We start from the raw sequence: 14,391 nt of genomic DNA, 5'->3' as shown, positions 1-14,391 counted from the left end.
GGCGCCGTACCCCCCGCCCGCCGTCTCCACCACAGTCCAGGGAGGCAGGGTCGTGACCACAGGAACCCGTACGGGAGTCTGGCTCATCGGGGCGAGAGGCTCCGTGGCCACCACCGCGATCGCCGGCTGCGCCGCGACCACGGCCGGCCTCCACCCACCGACCGGCATCGTGACCGAGACCGACGCCTTCGCCGCGGCCGGTCTCCCGCCCCTCACCTCCCTCGTCTTCGGCGGACACGACACGGCGACGTGCCCGCTGCCCAAACGCGCCGAGGAACTCACCGCCGCGGGCGTCCTCCCGCACGGCCTCCGCCCCGCCGTCGCCACCGAACTCGCCGCCGCCGAGACGGAGATCCGCCCCGGCGGACCGCCGCCCGGCGCCGGACACGAGGAGGGCGAGCTCATCGCCTCCTTCGCCGCCGACATGACGGACTTCCGGACCCGGCGGGACCTGGACCGGGTCGTCGTCGTCAACGTGGCGTCCACGGAGCCGGCGCCGGGGGGCGCCGCGCTCCCACCCAGCTCCCTCTACGCGGCCGCCGCCCTGCGCGCCGGCTGCCCCTACGTCAACTTCACCCCCTCGACCGGGCTGCGCCACCCCGCGCTCGCCGACGCACTCGCCGCGAGCGGCCTCCCCCACGCGGGCCGCGACGGGAAGACCGGCCAGACCCTGCTGCGCTCCGTCCTCGCCCCGATGTTCCTCCAGCGGTCCCTGACCGTACGCGCCTGGTCGGGCACCAACCTGCTGGGCGGCGGCGACGGGGCCGCCCTCGCCGACCCGGCCGCCGCCGCGGCGAAGAACGCCGGCAAGGAACGGGTCCTCGCGGACGTCTTCGGCCACGTCCCCGAGGGCGAGGTCCACATCGACGAGGTCCCCGCGCTGGGGGAGTGGAAGACGGCCTGGGACCACATCGCCTTCGACGGCTTCCTCGGCTCCCGGATGACCCTCCAGACCACCTGGCAGGGCTGCGACTCGGCCCTCGCCGCACCCCTCGTCCTCGACCTGGCCCGGCTGACGGCCCGCGCCCACGAACGCGGCCTCGCTGGCCCGCTGGAGGACCTCGCCTTCTACTTCAAGGACCCGGAGGGCGAACCGCCCGCCGGCCTCGCCGACCAGTACGCGCGCCTCGTGGCGTTCGCCGCGCGCCTGGGGGAGGTCCGGTGAGCCGGGCGCGCGGGCGCGTGGCCGCCTGGGCGGAGCTGCTGCGCGTCTCCGCGCTGGCCACGGTGCCGGGCGACGCCCTGGCGGGCGCGGCCGCCGCAGGCCTGCGCCCCGACCGCTCGACCCTTCTCGCCATCGGCTCCTCCCTCTGTCTGTACGAGGCCGGCATGGCGCTCAATGACTGGGCCGACCGTGAGGAGGACGCCGTCGACCGCCCCCACCGACCCCTTCCTTCCGGCCGCGTCACCCCCCGAGCCGCCCTCGCCGTCTCCGCCGCCCTGACCGCCGTCGGCCTCACCCTCGCCGCCCGCGCCGGACGACCCACCCTCGCGACCGCCACCGCCCTCGCCGCGACGGTCTGGTCCTACGACCTCCACCTCAAGCACACCCCCGCCGCCCCCGCGACCATGGCGACAGCCCGCGCGCTCAACCTCCTCCTCGGCGCGATCGCGACCACGACCGGCTGTCCGGCCGTGCGCCGCGGCGCCCGCGCTTCCCTCCCCGCAGCCCTCCCGTCGGCCGCTCTTCTGGGCGCCCACACCTACGCCGTGACCTCGGTCTCCCGCCACGAGACCCAGGGCGGCTCGACCCGCACCCCCCTCCTGGCCCTCGCCACGACCACGGCCCTGGCAGCCGTCACCTCCCGCCCCCGCGCCCCGGGCGGGCGCGCGGGCGGCGAGAAGCCGAGCGGCGCCGGCCCGGGCGGGCCGCCGGCACACCCCGGCCCGAGCGGGCCGACGATCAACCCGGGACCGAGCGGGAACGGCACCACCCCTCTCACCCCGCTGATCACGGCCGCCCTGGCCGCCGCCTACGCCCGGACCCCGGCCGTCCCTCTCCTCCACGCGGCCCTCAACCCGTCACCTCCCCTCACCCAGCGCTCCGTCGGCGCCGGTATCCGTGCCCTGATCCCCCTTCAGGCGGCCCTCGCCGCCCGGGCCGGCGCGCCCGGCACCGCGCTCCTGGTGCTCGGCCTCGCCCCGCTCGCCCGAGCCCTCGCCCGGAAGGTGAGCCCGACATGAGCCCGACCCCACCCGCCGTCCGCTTCGGCTACGGCACCAACGGCCTCACCGACCTCCGGCTCGACGACGCCCTCGCCCTCCTCGCCGACCTCGGATACGACGGCGTCGGGCTCACCCTCGACCACATGCATCTCGACCCCCTCGCCGCCGACCTCCCCGCCCGCACCGCCCAGCTCGCCCGTCGCCTCGATGCGCTCGGCCTCGGGGTCACCGTCGAGACCGGCGCCCGCTACGTCCTCGACCCGCGCCGCAAGCACGGCCCCTCCCTCCTCGACGCGGACCCCGACGGCCGGGCGGCACGTGTCCGCCTCCTCCTGCGCGCCGTCCGCGTCGCCGCCGACCTCGGCGCCCACGCCGTGCACTGCTTCAGTGGCATCACCCCTGCGGACACCACCGACGAGACCGCCTGGAAACGACTCGCCTCCTCCCTCACTCCCGTTCTCGAAGCCGCGGCCGCCGCCCGCGTCCCCCTCGCCGTCGAACCCGAACCCGGTCACCTCCTCGCCACCCTGGACGACTTCCACACGCTCCGCGGCCTCCTCGGCGACCCCGACCCACGGCATCTCGGCCTCACGCTCGACATCGGCCACTGCCAGTGCCTGGAACCCGCGTCCCCCGCCGACTGCGTCCGCGCCGCCGCGCCCTGGCTGCACCACGTCCAGATCGAGGACATGCGCCGCGGCGTCCACGAACACCTCCCGTTCGGCGACGGCGAGATCGACTTCCCACCCGTCCTCGCCGCCCTCGCCGAGGTCACCGCCGCCGGCTACCGGGGCCTGACGGTCGTCGAACTGCCCCGCCACTCCCACGCCGGACCCGAACTCGCCCGCTCCTCCCTCGCGTTCCTGCACCGCAACCCCGCCCCACGGGAGGCCCCGGCATGCTGACCACCACCGCACAGGCCTGGCTGGACGAGGCCCTCGCGGCCGCCACTGCCCGCACCACCCTCTGGGAGCTGCGCTTCGCCTCCGCCGGCCGGCACTGCGGCGCCGAGCACGCCGACTCCGTCCGCGTCCTCCTCCTCAAGGCGGCCCGCGCCGACACCCCCGTCCTCACCCGCCTCTACCACCACGGCTCCGCCGCCGAACGCCGCGCCGTGCTCCTCGCCCTCCCCTCACTCGTCGCAGGGCCCGAGGCCCTGCCCCTCGTCGAAGACGCGCTGCGCGCCCACGACACCGACCTCGTCGCCGCCGCCCTCGGCACCTACGCGGCCACCCACCTCGCCCCGCACGCCTGGCGCCACGCCGTCCTCAAGTGCCTCTTCACCGGCGTCCCCCTCGACACCGTCGCCGGACTGCACGAACGCGCCCCCGGCGACGCCGAACTCGCCCGGATGCTGACCGACTACGCCGCCGAACGCACCGCCGCCGGCCGCACCGTCCCCGCCGACCTCCACCGCGTCCTCGACCTCACCGCCCCCACCGAGGAGTCCTGATGCGCATCTTCGACCCCCACATCCACATGTCCTCGCGCACCACCGACGACTACCAGGCGATGTACGACGCCGGAGTCCGCGCCGTGGTCGAGCCCTCCTTCTGGCTCGGGCAGCCACGCACCTCACCCGCCTCCTTCCTCGACTACTTCGACTCGCTCCTCGGCTGGGAACCCTTCCGGGCCGCCCAGTACGGCATCGCCCACCACTGCACCCTCGCCCTCAATCCCAAGGAGGCCAACGACCCCCGCTGCACCCCCGTTCTCGACGTCCTGCCGCGCTACCTGGTGAAGGACAACGTCGTCGCCGTCGGCGAGATCGGCTACGACTCCATGACCCCCGCCGAGGACACCGCCCTCGCGTCGCAGCTCCAGCTCGCCGCGGACCACGGCCTGCCCGCCCTCGTCCACACCCCGCACCGCGACAAGCTCGCCGGCCTGCGCCGGACCCTCGACGTCGTCCGCGAGTCCGGCCTCGCCCCCGAACGGGTCCTGCTCGACCATCTCAACGAGACCACCGTCAAGGAGGCCGCCGACAGCGGTGCCTGGCTGGGCTTCTCCGTCTACCCCGACACCAAGATGGACGAGGACCGCATGGTCGCCGTGCTCAAGGACCACGGGCTCGACCGCGTCCTGGTGAACTCGGCCGCCGACTGGGGCAAGAGCGACCCGCTCAAGACCCGAAAGGTCGGCGACGCCATGCTCGCCGCCGGGTTCTCCCCGGACGACGTCGACCAGGTGCTGTGGCGCAACCCCGTCGCCTTCTACGGCCTCAGCGGCCGCCTGCGGCTCGACCCCCCATCACCCGACACCTCCCACGAGGGCAACTCCATCCTCCGCGGCGGGGAATGAGGCGGCCCGCCCATGCGCTTCCGCCACCCCGACGGCTCCACCGTCCACCTCGCCTACTGCACCAACGTCCACCCCGCCGAGACCCTCGACGGTGTCCTCGCCCAGCTGCGTGACCACTGCGAGCCCGTCCGCCGGCGGCTCGGCCGGGACCGGCTGGGCATCGGACTCTGGCTCGCCCGCGACGCCGCCCAGGCCCTGATCACCGACCCGGGCTCCCTGCGCGCGCTGCGCGCCGAGATCGACCGCCGCGGCCTCGAAGTCGTCACCCTCAACGGCTTCCCCTACGAGGGATTCGGCGCCGCGGAGGTCAAGTACCGCGTCTACCAGCCGGACTGGACCCGCCCCGAACGTCTCGCCCACACCACCGACCTCGCCCGTCTCCTCTCCGCGCTCCTCCCCGACGACGTCACCCAGGGCTCCGTCTCCACCCTGCCGCTCGCCTGGCGCACCCCCTTCGACTCCCGCGCCGCCGACACCGCCCGCGCCGCCCTGACCAGCCTCGCCGAGCGTCTCGACGCCCTGGAGGAACTCACCGGAAACAGCATCCGGATCGGACTCGAACCGGAACCCGGCTGCACCGTCGAGACCACCGCCGACGCCATCGCCCCGCTCACCGCCGTCTCAAGCCCCCGCATCGGCGTCTGCGTCGACACCTGTCATCTCGCCACCTCCTTCGAAGATCCGCACACCGCCCTGGACGCCCTCGGCGCCGCCTCCATACCCGTGGTCAAGGCCCAGCTCTCCGCGGCCCTGCACGCGGAGCACCCCCACCTCCCCGAGGTCCGCGCCGCACTCGCCGCCTTCGCCGAGCCCCGCTTCCTCCACCAGACGCGCACCCGGACCGCCGCCGGCCTCCGGGGCACCGACGACCTCCCCGAAGCCGTCTCCGGCCGCGCCCTCCCCGACGGCGCCCCCTGGCGCGCCCACTTCCACGTCCCCCTGCACGCCCCACCCGAGCCCCCGCTCACCTCCACTCTCCCCGAGCTCAGGGCGACACTCGCCCACCTGGTCGGCGGCCCCCGTCCCCGCACCCATCACCTGGAGGTCGAGACCTACACCTGGCAGGCACTGCCGGCCGACCGGCGCCCCCGCAACCGTGCCCGCCTCGCCGACGGAATCGCCGCCGAACTCATCCTGGCCCGCGACCTGCTGACCGATCTCGGCCTCAAGGAACTGCCATGACCAGCCCCCGGAGCGACACGCGACCCACCCCCCTTCTCGTCCTCGACGTCGTCGGTCTCACCCCCCGCCTCCTGGAGCACATGCCCCGCCTGCAGGCCCTCGGCCGCGCGGGCTCACAAGCGCCCCTCACCACCGTCCTGCCGGCCGTCACCTGCACCGCCCAGACCACCTTCCTCACCGGCACCCTCCCCTCCGAGCACGGCATCGTCGCCAACGGCTGGTACTTCCGTGAACTCGGCGACGTCCTCCTCTGGCGCCAGCACAACGGACTCGTCTCCGGCGACCGTCTCTGGGACGCCGCCCGCCGCTCCCACCCCGGCTACACCGTCGCCAACATCTGCTGGTGGTACGCCATGGGCGCCGACACCGACATCACCGTCACACCCCGTCCCGTCTACTACGCGGACGGCCGCAAGGAGCCCGACTGCTACACCCGGCCCCCAGCCCTCCACGACGAACTCACCGACAGGCTCGGCACCTTCCCCCTCTTCCACTTCTGGGGTCCCGGCGCGGATCTGGTCTCCAGCCAGTGGATCATCGATGCCACCCGCCACATCCTCCGCACCCGCCGCCCCGACCTCGCCCTCGCCTACGTCCCCCACCTCGACTACGACCTCCAGCGCTACGGTCCCGACGACCCGCGCGCCTTCCGAGCCGCGGCCGAACTCGACGCCGCCCTCGCCCCTCTCCTCGACGACGCACGCGCCGAAGGCCGCACCGTCGTCGCGCTCTCCGAGTACGGCATCACCCGCGTGAGCCGCCCCGTCGACATCAACCGGGCCCTGCGCCGCGCCGGCCTCCTGGAAGTCCACACCCAGGACGGCATGGAGTACCTGGACCCGATGACCTCGCGGGCCTTCGCGGTCGCCGACCACCAGCTCGCCCATGTCTACGTCCGACGTCCCGAGGACCTCGACGCCGTCCGGGAGACGCTCGCCGAACTCCCCGGCATCGAGCGCCTTCTGGACGACGAGGGCAAGAAGGAGAACGGCCTCGACCACCCCCGTTCCGGAGAGCTCGTCGCCCTCGCCGAACCCGCCGCGTGGTTCACGTACTACTACTGGCTCGACGACACGCGCGCCCCCGACTTCGCCCAGCTCGTCGAGATACACCGCAAGCCCGGCTACGACCCCGTCGAACTCTTCATGGACCCGCTCGATCCCTACGTACGGATCAAGGCGGCGAAGGCGATCGCCCGCAAGAAGCTGGGCATGCGCTACCGGCTGGCGGTAGTCCCCCTGGACCCCTCACCTATTCGCGGCAGCCATGGCCGCCTCCCCACGAGCGACGACGAAGGTCCGCTCATTCTGTGCTCCACCCCCCGCGCTGTGAGCGGCCGCGTAGCGGCCACCGATGTGAAGTCCCTCTTGCTCCACCTGGCCGGTCTTCACTGACCGGACTCCAGTGAAGCAGACCTCACCGACAACAAGGAGTTATCCACAGATGACCCGCGCCCGCCGCCTCTCGCACTCGACACCCGACCCCGAGCTCACCCACAAGCTCAGCAGACGGAACATGCTCGGCGTCGCCGCAGGCGCCACCGCCGCGGCCCTCCTCGGCGCCACCGCCCCCACCGCCGCCGCCGCGGAAGCCGGCCCCACGGACGCCGACCGAGGGCACGGCCACGACCACGGCAAGGGCCGCCCCGTCCTGCCGCCCGGCCGCCTCGGCATCCAGCTCTACTCGCTGCGCGACAAGGTCGCCACGCTCGGCTTCGCCACCGTCTTCGCCGAACTGAGCAGATACGGCTACGACGAGGTGGAGTTCGCCGGTTACACCCAGGGCTCCGCGGGCCCGATCACCCTCGCCGAACTCCGGCGGCTCACCCGCGATCACGGCCTGCGCGGCATCGGCAGCCACGTCGGCTACTACTCCTCCGACCCCGACGCCTACACGTTCGCGCAGAACCTCGACAAGGTCCTCGACGACGCCCAGGCCCTCGGTCTGCCGCACATCGGCACCGCCTCCGGCCCATGGCGCTACGGCTCCACCGTGGACGGATGGAAGCGCTGCGCCGAGGAGTTCAACCAGTACGGCGCCGAGGCGAAGAAGCGCGGCATGAAGTTCTACCAGCACAACCACGCCGAGGAGTTCTCCTTCGCCACCGACCGCCCCGACGTCCGTCTCTACGACGTCCTGCTCGCCGAGACCGACCCCGAACTCGTCCACCTCGAAATGGACGTCTACTGGGCGTACGTGGCACAGCATCGTTTCTCCCGGCGCGTCGACGGAACCCCCGCTCCCTTCGACCCGCTGCGCTACGTCCTCGCCCAGCCCCACCGCTATCCGCTCTTCCACGTCAAGGACGGCGAACGCGACGAATCCGTCCGCGACGGCTACCGCATGGCGGACGTCGGGGACGGAGACATCGACTACCGGCGCTTCATCTCCGCGGTGAACCGCACCCACCACGGGTACCGGTCCCACCACTGGCAGGCCGAACACGACAACCCGGTCGAGTCCTTCGCGTTCGCCCGTAAATCCAGCGCGCACCTGCATTCCCTGCGCGAGGAGCACCGCTGAACCGAGGGCCCGTGACGCTCACGCGTCCCGGCTGATCGGTCGCGGGTTCGCCGTCGTCCGGCGGGCCCGCGGCCGCCCCGGCGGGCGCAGGAACACCGCGACGCAGCCGGCGACCACGCCGAGCCCTTCGGCCCGGTCGACACGATCGTCCTGGTCGACACCGAGGCGGAACTCCGCCGCGATCAACGCCTCCAACAGGGCGCTCGTGGCCACGCTCGCCACCGACGACCCGGAGACGTACGAGCGGCTCGCGCCGCAGATCCGGGCCTACAAGACGGGCCACGGCACCCCCCCGCTCCCGGGGCGACCGCGACGAGCTGTTCGGCGGCTTCGGCGCCTCCTGGCGCGGGGCCTTCCTCGGCGGCGAGCTGCTCGTCAAAGCCGTCACCGAAGGAGCCGACGGCGAGCGGCTCCCCGGCAACTTCCCCGACCACCACCTGATGCCGTAGCAGGTGCCGGACCGATCACCCGATTCCCTGGCGGTCGCCCTCCAGCGCGAACGCGCGGTCGGCCGCCTCCGGCGCCGTACGCTCCACCAGCTGCGTCAGCAGCGTGCGGTGCCGGACCAGCGGCTCCCGGCGCTCGGCCGGGACCATCGAGAGCAGATCGTCGATCCCCGCCAGCATGCGTCGCGACACCTGGGGGCTGCCCGGCGCACAGCCCCGGATCTCGGTGAGGCCGAGATCCACCAGGTCCGTCCAGTCCGGTACGTCCTGCACCAGCCGGACCGTGCCCCGGCGGTCGCGGTGGTGGACGGCGCCCAGCGGGCGGTCCGCCACCGCCGCCAGGATCTGGGTGATCCGGTCGAGACACTGCACGGCCGTCGTCGGGTCGTTGACGGCGGGGGAGAGAGCCCGCAGCCCGATATCCGCGAGCTGGCGGAGGCCGAAGCCGAGGTCCTGGTGGAACGTCCGCTCGACCCCGACGGAGACCGCCGCCCCGATCCGGCGGGGCACCGTTCCCCCGTGCACGGCCAGGATCGGCGTCCCCGGCACGACGAAGTCCCCGATCCGCGGCAGCATGCGCAGCACCACGCCGTGGCGCTCGGCGATGCGCACGAGGAGCGCGACGTTGACGTCCCTCAGCACCCCGGCGCGCCCCCGGTGCGGGACCTGGTCGGTCGCCTCGCCGAGATCGGCGAGCTCGCCCATGTACCACGGCTGTTTGGCGAGGACGCCGAAGGACTCCCGGGTGATCAGGTCCACCACGTGCCCCACACGCATCAGCCGCAGCGTCGAGTTCACGTACGCCACGAAGAGCAGCAGGCTCAGCGCGACCATGAACAGGGTCAGCAGCGACGACACGAGCGGCACGGTCGACACGTACCGAGGGTCGGTCTCGCTGTCGTAGGAGGTGAGGACGAGCAGCGAGAGCGCGAACGTCGCCAGGAAGACGGAGAAGGCCGCCTTGGTGATGCGGCTCCGGATGAAGATCCGGACGATCCGGGGGCTGAACTGCCCGCTGGCCATCTGGACGGCCACCAGCGAGATGGAGAAGACGACGCCGATGAAGGTCATCATGGCGGAGCTGATCGTCGTCACGATCGTCTTGGCGTCCTCGACGATTCCGATCAGCTCGGTGACCTCGGCGTACGCCCGCTCGTCCTGCAGATACCCGATGATGGCGGAGTCCACCGCGGAGGCGATCAGCCACAGCACGAAGATGCCGACCAGCGCGACGACCGGGGCGAACCAGAAGGTGTCCCGCAGATGCTCCCGCATGGGCGACAGCATCCGCGGCCGGCGGTACGTGGACCCGCGGCCGGGCGCCTCGCTGTCTTCGAAGAGGTTGCTCACCCAGCGCAGGCTAGGCGGCGGGGGCGGCGACTCCCCGTATGCGTACGACGACACTCTGTGCGCCGAAGCGACGCGCCCGGGCCCGATCAAGGACTCCGGCGTCGCCGCACCTCACTGACCACGGGAAACGTGGGTGAAAGGCACCTCAAACCCCTGGTAGAGTTATCCATGTCGCCGCGGGGAACACCCCGGGACGACACAACACCTGGTCCGGGTGGCGGAATGGCAGACGCGCTAGCTTGAGGTGCTAGTGCCCTTTATCGGGCGTGGGGGTTCAAGTCCCCCCTCGGACACGTGAAGCGGAACGGCCCCAGTTCATCTGGGGCCGTTCCGCGTTTCCGCCCTGGGGGCGTCGCGCCATCACTCGGCCCGGGCGTCAGGGTGCCCCCACCCCCTATGCAGGTCCTCGACCTCCGCGGCGCCCCGCTACCGCTTCCGTGCCACCACCAGTCGGCACCTCGGGCTGCCGTTCTCCTGGCGGCCCAGGGGCTCCAGGGACTGTGTCTCCACCGTGAAGCCCGCGCGCGTCAGGCGGTCTCGGACGTCCGCGAGGCGGAACGTGCGGTAGTACATGACGAAGGGTGGCCGCCACAGCGCGTTCCGTACCCGCATGGCCGTGTCGAAGCCCAGCAGCGTCCAGTACGGGAGTGAGCCGACGCGGGGCGGGGCCGGGAGGGGGAAGGCGAGAACGCCGCCGGGGCGGAGGGCCGCGTGGGCCTGGCGGAAGAGGGTGAGCTGGTCCTTCGGGACGAAGTGGCCGAAGGCGCCGAAGCTGACCGCCAGGTCGAATGCCGGCGCGAAGGGGAGCGCCAGCACGTCCGCGCGGATCAGGGTGGCCTTGGGGTGGGCCCGGCGGGCCTCCGCCAGCATGCCCGCGCTGAAGTCGACGCCCGTGACCCGGCCGCCCGCGCACAGCGGTCGCAGGACGGAGAGGCCCGCGCCCGTGCCGCAGCAGAGGTCGAGGCCCGCGTCGAACGGGCCGAGCGGGCGCAGCGCGTCCGTCACCGCCGACAGCACCGGGTCCGGCGTGCGGAACGGCGTCGCGTCGAACTTCGTCGCCAGCAGGTCGTAGCCGTGCTCCACCGAGGAGAGGGCCTGGACGGTCAGCTCACGGACGGTCGGGCCCAGAGGGGTGAACATGCCCCGACACTACGCCGTCACCCGCCGTGCGCAGGGCCGTCCAGGAGGGCGCGATCCCGGTCAGCTGGCAGGTCAGCAGATAGAGAGGGATGGGCGGGGTGTACGGGGAGGTGCCGTCGGGGTGGTGGATCAGCCGGGGGCCGCGGTCGGGGACCTCCGCGCCCGGCGCGTAGCAGGACGGCAGCGGCCAGCTCACGTCCAGGTCGGAGCCGGTCGGGACCAGCCACCACCACCAGTCCGTGTCCGCGTAGACACAGCCCTTGGCGGGCAGCCGGGACAGGATCCGGAAGCCGTAGCGCGCTGGCACGCCGACCGCGTCGCAGCCCAGCGTCGTCCGGAACTCCTGCGGGACCACCAGGCGGGTCGACGCCGCCGTGCCGAGCGCCGTGTCGCTGGACGAGCCGGTCGACGAGCCTGTCGATGAGATCTCCGAGGTTCGGCGCGACCTCGGAGTCAGGAGGGTCGCCATCGACCTCAGCACGTGTACCCCATGCCGTGGGCCAGCTCGGCCCAGACGATCCGCGCCGTGCCGTGTCCCGTGCTGTCGGCCCCCCATGCGTGGGACAGCGCCTCCACGAGCACCAGGCCCCGGCCGCGCTCCTCCTCGCCGCAGTCCCGGATCCGGGGGTCTCCCAGGCCGCCCTCGTCCCGTACCGCTATGCGCAACTGCTCTTCCCCCTCGCGCAGTTCACAGACCACGTGACTGCTCGCGGTGTGCACGACCGCGTTGGTGACCAGCTCGGAGACGATCAGCGTCACCGTCTCGCGTATGCCGGGCGCGCATCCCCAGAGGATGAGCCGCTCCTCCGCCAGTCTGCGGGCGCGGGAGACGGATTCCGTGCGGGCGGGCAGTTCGAAGGCGAAGCGTCGGACGTCGTGACGGAGAGCATCGGTGCGTGGGCGCTGCTGCATGACGCGGGGGCTCATAAGACCTGAGGGAAGCGCGTTACCAGAAGCCACGACCGGTTCCTCACAACAGTGGGTAAGCAGCGCCGTGGTCCGCCTCCCCCCGAGGCGGGCGCGCGGCAGCAGCGCGTACTGGTTCACCGGAATACTTTGCTCCCGAGTCGGACACTTGGCAAGTGGCACTCTGAAAATTGCAGAGTGCGGTGTTCTCTCTGGCCGTGTTCGTGGCACACTCAGGCGAAACAGCGCGTCGGGGAGGTCTGAGAGTGAGCGAGCCGCGGTCCGCCCCCACGGTGGGACAGGTCGTTCTCGGCAAGCGTCTGCAGGATCTGCGCGAGCGGGCCGGCCTGAAGCGGGAGGAGGCCGCGAAGATCCTCCGTGTCGCCCCGGCCACCATTCGTCGCATGGAGACCGCGGAAGTCGCGCTGAAGATCCCGTACGTACAGCTGCTGCTGAAGGCGTACGGCATCACGGACTCCGAGGCCGAGGCGTTCGTCGCGCTCACCGAGGAGGCCAACCTCCCCGGCTGGTGGCAGCGGTTCCACGACGTGCTGCCCGGCTGGTTCTCCATGTACGTCAGCCTGGAGGGGGCCGCGAGCCTCATCCGGGAGTACGAACCCCAATTCGTCCCCGGTCTGCTGCAGACCGAGGGGTACGCCCGCGCCATTCTGTGCAGCGGGGCGGTCGGCGGCAGCGATGCCGAGGAGATCGAACGCCATGTAGCCCTGAGGATGGAGCGTCAGTCCCTGCTGACCAGGGAGGACGCCCCGAAGTTCTGGGTGATCATGGACGAGACGGTCTTCCGCCGACCGGTCGGCGACGGGCCCGAAGTGATGCGCGACCAGCTCGACCGGCTGCTCGAAGCGTCCGAGCTGCCGAACGTCACCCTGCAGATCGCGGAGTTCTCGTCCGGCCATCACCCCGGCACCTACGGACCGTTCGTCCTCTTCCGCTTCGCCGTGCCCGAACTCCCGGACATGGTCTACAGCGAGTACCTCACGGGCGCCGTCTATCTCGACGCGCGCCCGGAGGTGGCCTCCCATCTCGAGGTCATGGACCGAATGGCGGCCCAGGCCGCGACTGCACAACGCACGAAGGAGATCCTCCGGGGTCTCCGCGAGGAGCTGTGAATGGATCGCATATACAACGGCATGCCCGCCGCGGATCTCGGTGCCGAGGGATGGCACAAGCCGTGGAGCGGCGGGAACGGGGGCAACTGCGTGGAGGCCATGAAGCTGGCCGACGGCAGAGTCGCCGTGCGACAGTCCGCAGACCCTGAGGGACCCGCGCTCATCTACACCCACGGCGAGATCGCCGCGTTCATCCAGGGGGCGAAATCCGGTCAGGCCGACTTTCTGCTCACCTGACCCCTTCCGTCGCACCCCTACCGTCGCGTAACTCTTGCTGCAGTGCCAGTAGTTCCACTCCCGGACCAGGAGCCCCGATGACCCAGGACCCCGCAACCGTACGGATAGACACCAGCAAGCCGCACCCGGCGCGGATGTACGACTGGTTCCTGGGCGGCAAGGACAACTACCCCGTCGACGAGGAGATGGCCAAGCAGCTCCTCACCGTGGACGCGCGCGGCCGGGACATGGCGCGGGTCAACCGGGCCTTCATGCACCGCGCCATCCGGTGGCTGAGTGCCAACGGCGTACGCCAGTACCTGGACATCGGCACCGGCATCCCGACCGAGCCGAACCTGCACCAGATAGCCCAGGAGGCCGCGCCCGACTCGCGGATCGTCTACTGCGACAACGACCCGATCGTGCTCGCGCACGCGGCCGCGCTGCTGCGCTCGACGCCCGAAGGGGCGACCGAGTACATCCAGGCGGACGCGCGCGACCCCGAGGTCATCCTGGAAAGGGCCGGAAAGGTCCTTGATTTCGACCAGCCCATAGCCCTGTCGATGCTCGCCCTGCTGCATTTCGTCGGGGATGAGGACGGGGCGTCCGACCTGGTCCGCAAGCTCGTCGACCAGCTGGCGCCGGGCAGCTACCTCGTGCTCTCGCACGTCACCGGGGACTTCGACCCGGAGGGCGCCGCGAAGGCGGTCGGCATGTACAAGGCCCGCGGGCTGACGCTGCGGCCGCGCTCGCGCGACGAGCTGGCCGCGTTCTTCGACGGTCTGGAGCTCGTCGAGCCCGGGGTCACGCTCACCGCCGAGTGGCATCCGGAACTCGGCGAGGTCGTCCCGGTCCAGGGCGACGACCCGATCCCGGGCTGGGCCGCCGTCGGCCGCAAGGTCTGACGGGACCCCGCCGTACGAGACAGGATCCGCTGTACGAGACAGGATCCGCCGTACGAGACAGGATCCGCTGTACGAGCCGGCTCTCGCGGCATCGAGACGGCACCCGCCGTACGTGCGAAGGCCCGC

15 protein-coding genes, 1 tRNA gene and 1 pseudogene are annotated in these 14,391 nt (G+C 72.2%); 13 read left to right on the top strand and 4 right to left on the bottom strand.

Annotated features, from left to right (window positions below; genetic code table 11):
- The first annotated feature begins 52 nt into the window (after positions 1-52).
- The 9 genes and pseudogenes from ACF1G2_RS04345 to ACF1G2_RS04305 all read left to right on the top strand — a co-directional run.
- Positions 53-1,165: an inositol-3-phosphate synthase gene (locus tag ACF1G2_RS04345; RefSeq protein WP_391796774.1), complete on the top strand. Its 1,113-nt coding sequence runs from the start codon at positions 53-55 to the stop codon at positions 1,163-1,165.
- A complete protein-coding gene (locus tag ACF1G2_RS04340; RefSeq protein ID WP_391796773.1) occupies positions 1,162-2,184 on the top strand; it encodes an SCO3242 family prenyltransferase in 1,023 nt (340 codons plus the stop codon). The genes ACF1G2_RS04345 and ACF1G2_RS04340 overlap by 4 nt, the downstream gene beginning before the upstream one ends.
- Positions 2,181-3,071 carry a sugar phosphate isomerase/epimerase family protein gene (locus ACF1G2_RS04335; RefSeq protein WP_391796772.1) on the top strand — a complete coding sequence of 297 codons (891 nt, stop codon included), beginning with the start codon at positions 2,181-2,183 and terminating at the stop codon, positions 3,069-3,071. The genes ACF1G2_RS04340 and ACF1G2_RS04335 overlap by 4 nt, the downstream gene beginning before the upstream one ends.
- Positions 3,065-3,619, top strand: a complete 555-nt coding sequence (locus ACF1G2_RS04330) for an EboA domain-containing protein (protein ID WP_391796771.1) — start codon at positions 3,065-3,067, stop codon at positions 3,617-3,619. Before ACF1G2_RS04335 ends, ACF1G2_RS04330 begins: the two co-directional genes overlap by 7 nt.
- Positions 3,619-4,467: a TatD family hydrolase gene (locus ACF1G2_RS04325; protein WP_391796770.1), complete on the top strand. Its 849-nt coding sequence runs from the start codon at positions 3,619-3,621 to the stop codon at positions 4,465-4,467. Before ACF1G2_RS04330 ends, ACF1G2_RS04325 begins: the two co-directional genes overlap by 1 nt.
- A gap of 12 nt (positions 4,468-4,479) precedes the next feature.
- On the top strand, positions 4,480-5,649 hold the full coding sequence (gene eboE / locus ACF1G2_RS04320) for a metabolite traffic protein EboE (RefSeq protein ID WP_391796769.1): 1,170 nt from the start codon (positions 4,480-4,482) through the stop codon (positions 5,647-5,649).
- Positions 5,646-7,043, top strand: a complete 1,398-nt coding sequence (locus ACF1G2_RS04315) for an alkaline phosphatase family protein (protein WP_391796768.1) — start codon at positions 5,646-5,648, stop codon at positions 7,041-7,043. Before eboE ends, ACF1G2_RS04315 begins: the two co-directional genes overlap by 4 nt.
- A gap of 49 nt (positions 7,044-7,092) precedes the next feature.
- Positions 7,093-8,172, top strand: coding sequence for a sugar phosphate isomerase/epimerase family protein (locus tag ACF1G2_RS04310; protein ID WP_391796767.1), 1,080 nt, complete (start codon positions 7,093-7,095; stop codon positions 8,170-8,172).
- 114 nt (positions 8,173-8,286) lie between these two features.
- Positions 8,287-8,621, top strand: a pseudogene (locus tag ACF1G2_RS04305) (aldehyde dehydrogenase family protein); the annotation flags it as partial.
- A 15-nt stretch (positions 8,622-8,636) separates the two neighbouring features.
- Here the strand turns inward: ACF1G2_RS04305 and ACF1G2_RS04300 are convergent.
- A complete protein-coding gene (locus ACF1G2_RS04300; RefSeq protein ID WP_391797034.1) occupies positions 8,637-9,905 on the bottom strand; it encodes a DUF2254 domain-containing protein in 1,269 nt (422 codons plus the stop codon).
- Positions 9,906-10,176: 271 nt separating this feature from the next.
- On the opposite strand from ACF1G2_RS04300, the gene ACF1G2_RS04295 reads away from it, so the two are divergent.
- Positions 10,177-10,261 (top strand) — tRNA-Leu (locus ACF1G2_RS04295).
- A 133-nt stretch (positions 10,262-10,394) separates the two neighbouring features.
- Here ACF1G2_RS04295 and ACF1G2_RS04290 read toward each other — a convergent pair.
- From ACF1G2_RS04290 to ACF1G2_RS04280, 3 genes are read right to left on the bottom strand one after another with little or no spacing between them, the layout of a single operon-like run.
- On the bottom strand, positions 10,395-11,108 hold the full coding sequence (locus ACF1G2_RS04290) for a class I SAM-dependent methyltransferase (RefSeq protein ID WP_391796766.1): 714 nt from the start codon (positions 11,106-11,108) through the stop codon (positions 10,395-10,397).
- Positions 11,077-11,577, bottom strand: coding sequence for a hypothetical protein (locus tag ACF1G2_RS04285; protein WP_391796765.1), 501 nt, complete (start codon positions 11,575-11,577; stop codon positions 11,077-11,079). Before ACF1G2_RS04285 ends, ACF1G2_RS04290 begins: the two co-directional genes overlap by 32 nt.
- Positions 11,578-11,582: 5 nt before the next feature.
- The gene (locus ACF1G2_RS04280; protein WP_391796764.1) at positions 11,583-12,020 is read right to left on the bottom strand and encodes an ATP-binding protein; all 438 of its coding nucleotides are present in this window, start codon (positions 12,018-12,020) and stop codon (positions 11,583-11,585) included.
- 260 nt (positions 12,021-12,280) lie between these two features.
- On the opposite strand from ACF1G2_RS04280, the gene ACF1G2_RS04275 reads away from it, so the two are divergent.
- The 3 genes from ACF1G2_RS04275 (at position 12,281) to ACF1G2_RS04265 (ending at position 14,265) form a co-directional block, all read left to right on the top strand.
- The gene (locus tag ACF1G2_RS04275) at positions 12,281-13,144 is read left to right on the top strand and encodes a helix-turn-helix domain-containing protein (RefSeq protein ID WP_391796763.1); all 864 of its coding nucleotides are present in this window, start codon (positions 12,281-12,283) and stop codon (positions 13,142-13,144) included.
- On the top strand, positions 13,145-13,381 hold the full coding sequence (locus ACF1G2_RS04270) for a DUF397 domain-containing protein (RefSeq protein ID WP_137992288.1): 237 nt from the start codon (positions 13,145-13,147) through the stop codon (positions 13,379-13,381).
- 77 nt (positions 13,382-13,458) lie between these two features.
- On the top strand, positions 13,459-14,265 hold the full coding sequence (locus ACF1G2_RS04265) for an SAM-dependent methyltransferase (protein ID WP_391796762.1): 807 nt from the start codon (positions 13,459-13,461) through the stop codon (positions 14,263-14,265).
- The last annotated feature ends 126 nt before the right edge of the window (positions 14,266-14,391 follow it).

Origin of the sequence: Streptomyces sp. NPDC013457, assembly GCF_043089925.1 — a bacterium.
Taxonomy (GTDB): Bacteria; Actinomycetota; Actinomycetes; order Streptomycetales; family Streptomycetaceae; genus Streptomyces.
Note: the sequence above shows the minus strand (reverse complement) of the source record. Positions and strands in the feature narration are given on the sequence as shown.

Coding starts and splice junctions, on each gene's coding strand:
- ACF1G2_RS04335 (WP_391796772.1), top strand. CDS start 2,181: ATGAGCCCGACCCCACCCGCCGTCCGCTTCGGCTACGGCACCAACGGC.
- ACF1G2_RS04270 (WP_137992288.1), top strand. CDS start 13,145: ATGGATCGCATATACAACGGCATGCCCGCCGCGGATCTCGGTGCCGAG.
- ACF1G2_RS04315 (WP_391796768.1), top strand. CDS start 5,646: ATGACCAGCCCCCGGAGCGACACGCGACCCACCCCCCTTCTCGTCCTC.
- ACF1G2_RS04265 (WP_391796762.1), top strand. CDS start 13,459: ATGACCCAGGACCCCGCAACCGTACGGATAGACACCAGCAAGCCGCAC.
- ACF1G2_RS04280 (WP_391796764.1), bottom strand. CDS start 12,020: ATGCAGCAGCGCCCACGCACCGATGCTCTCCGTCACGACGTCCGACGC.
- ACF1G2_RS04330 (WP_391796771.1), top strand. CDS start 3,065: ATGCTGACCACCACCGCACAGGCCTGGCTGGACGAGGCCCTCGCGGCC.
- ACF1G2_RS04310 (WP_391796767.1), top strand. CDS start 7,093: ATGACCCGCGCCCGCCGCCTCTCGCACTCGACACCCGACCCCGAGCTC.
- ACF1G2_RS04325 (WP_391796770.1), top strand. CDS start 3,619: ATGCGCATCTTCGACCCCCACATCCACATGTCCTCGCGCACCACCGAC.
- eboE (WP_391796769.1), top strand. CDS start 4,480: ATGCGCTTCCGCCACCCCGACGGCTCCACCGTCCACCTCGCCTACTGC.
- ACF1G2_RS04290 (WP_391796766.1), bottom strand. CDS start 11,108: ATGTTCACCCCTCTGGGCCCGACCGTCCGTGAGCTGACCGTCCAGGCC.
- ACF1G2_RS04285 (WP_391796765.1), bottom strand. CDS start 11,577: ATGGCGACCCTCCTGACTCCGAGGTCGCGCCGAACCTCGGAGATCTCA.
- ACF1G2_RS04300 (WP_391797034.1), bottom strand. CDS start 9,905: ATGCTGTCGCCCATGCGGGAGCATCTGCGGGACACCTTCTGGTTCGCC.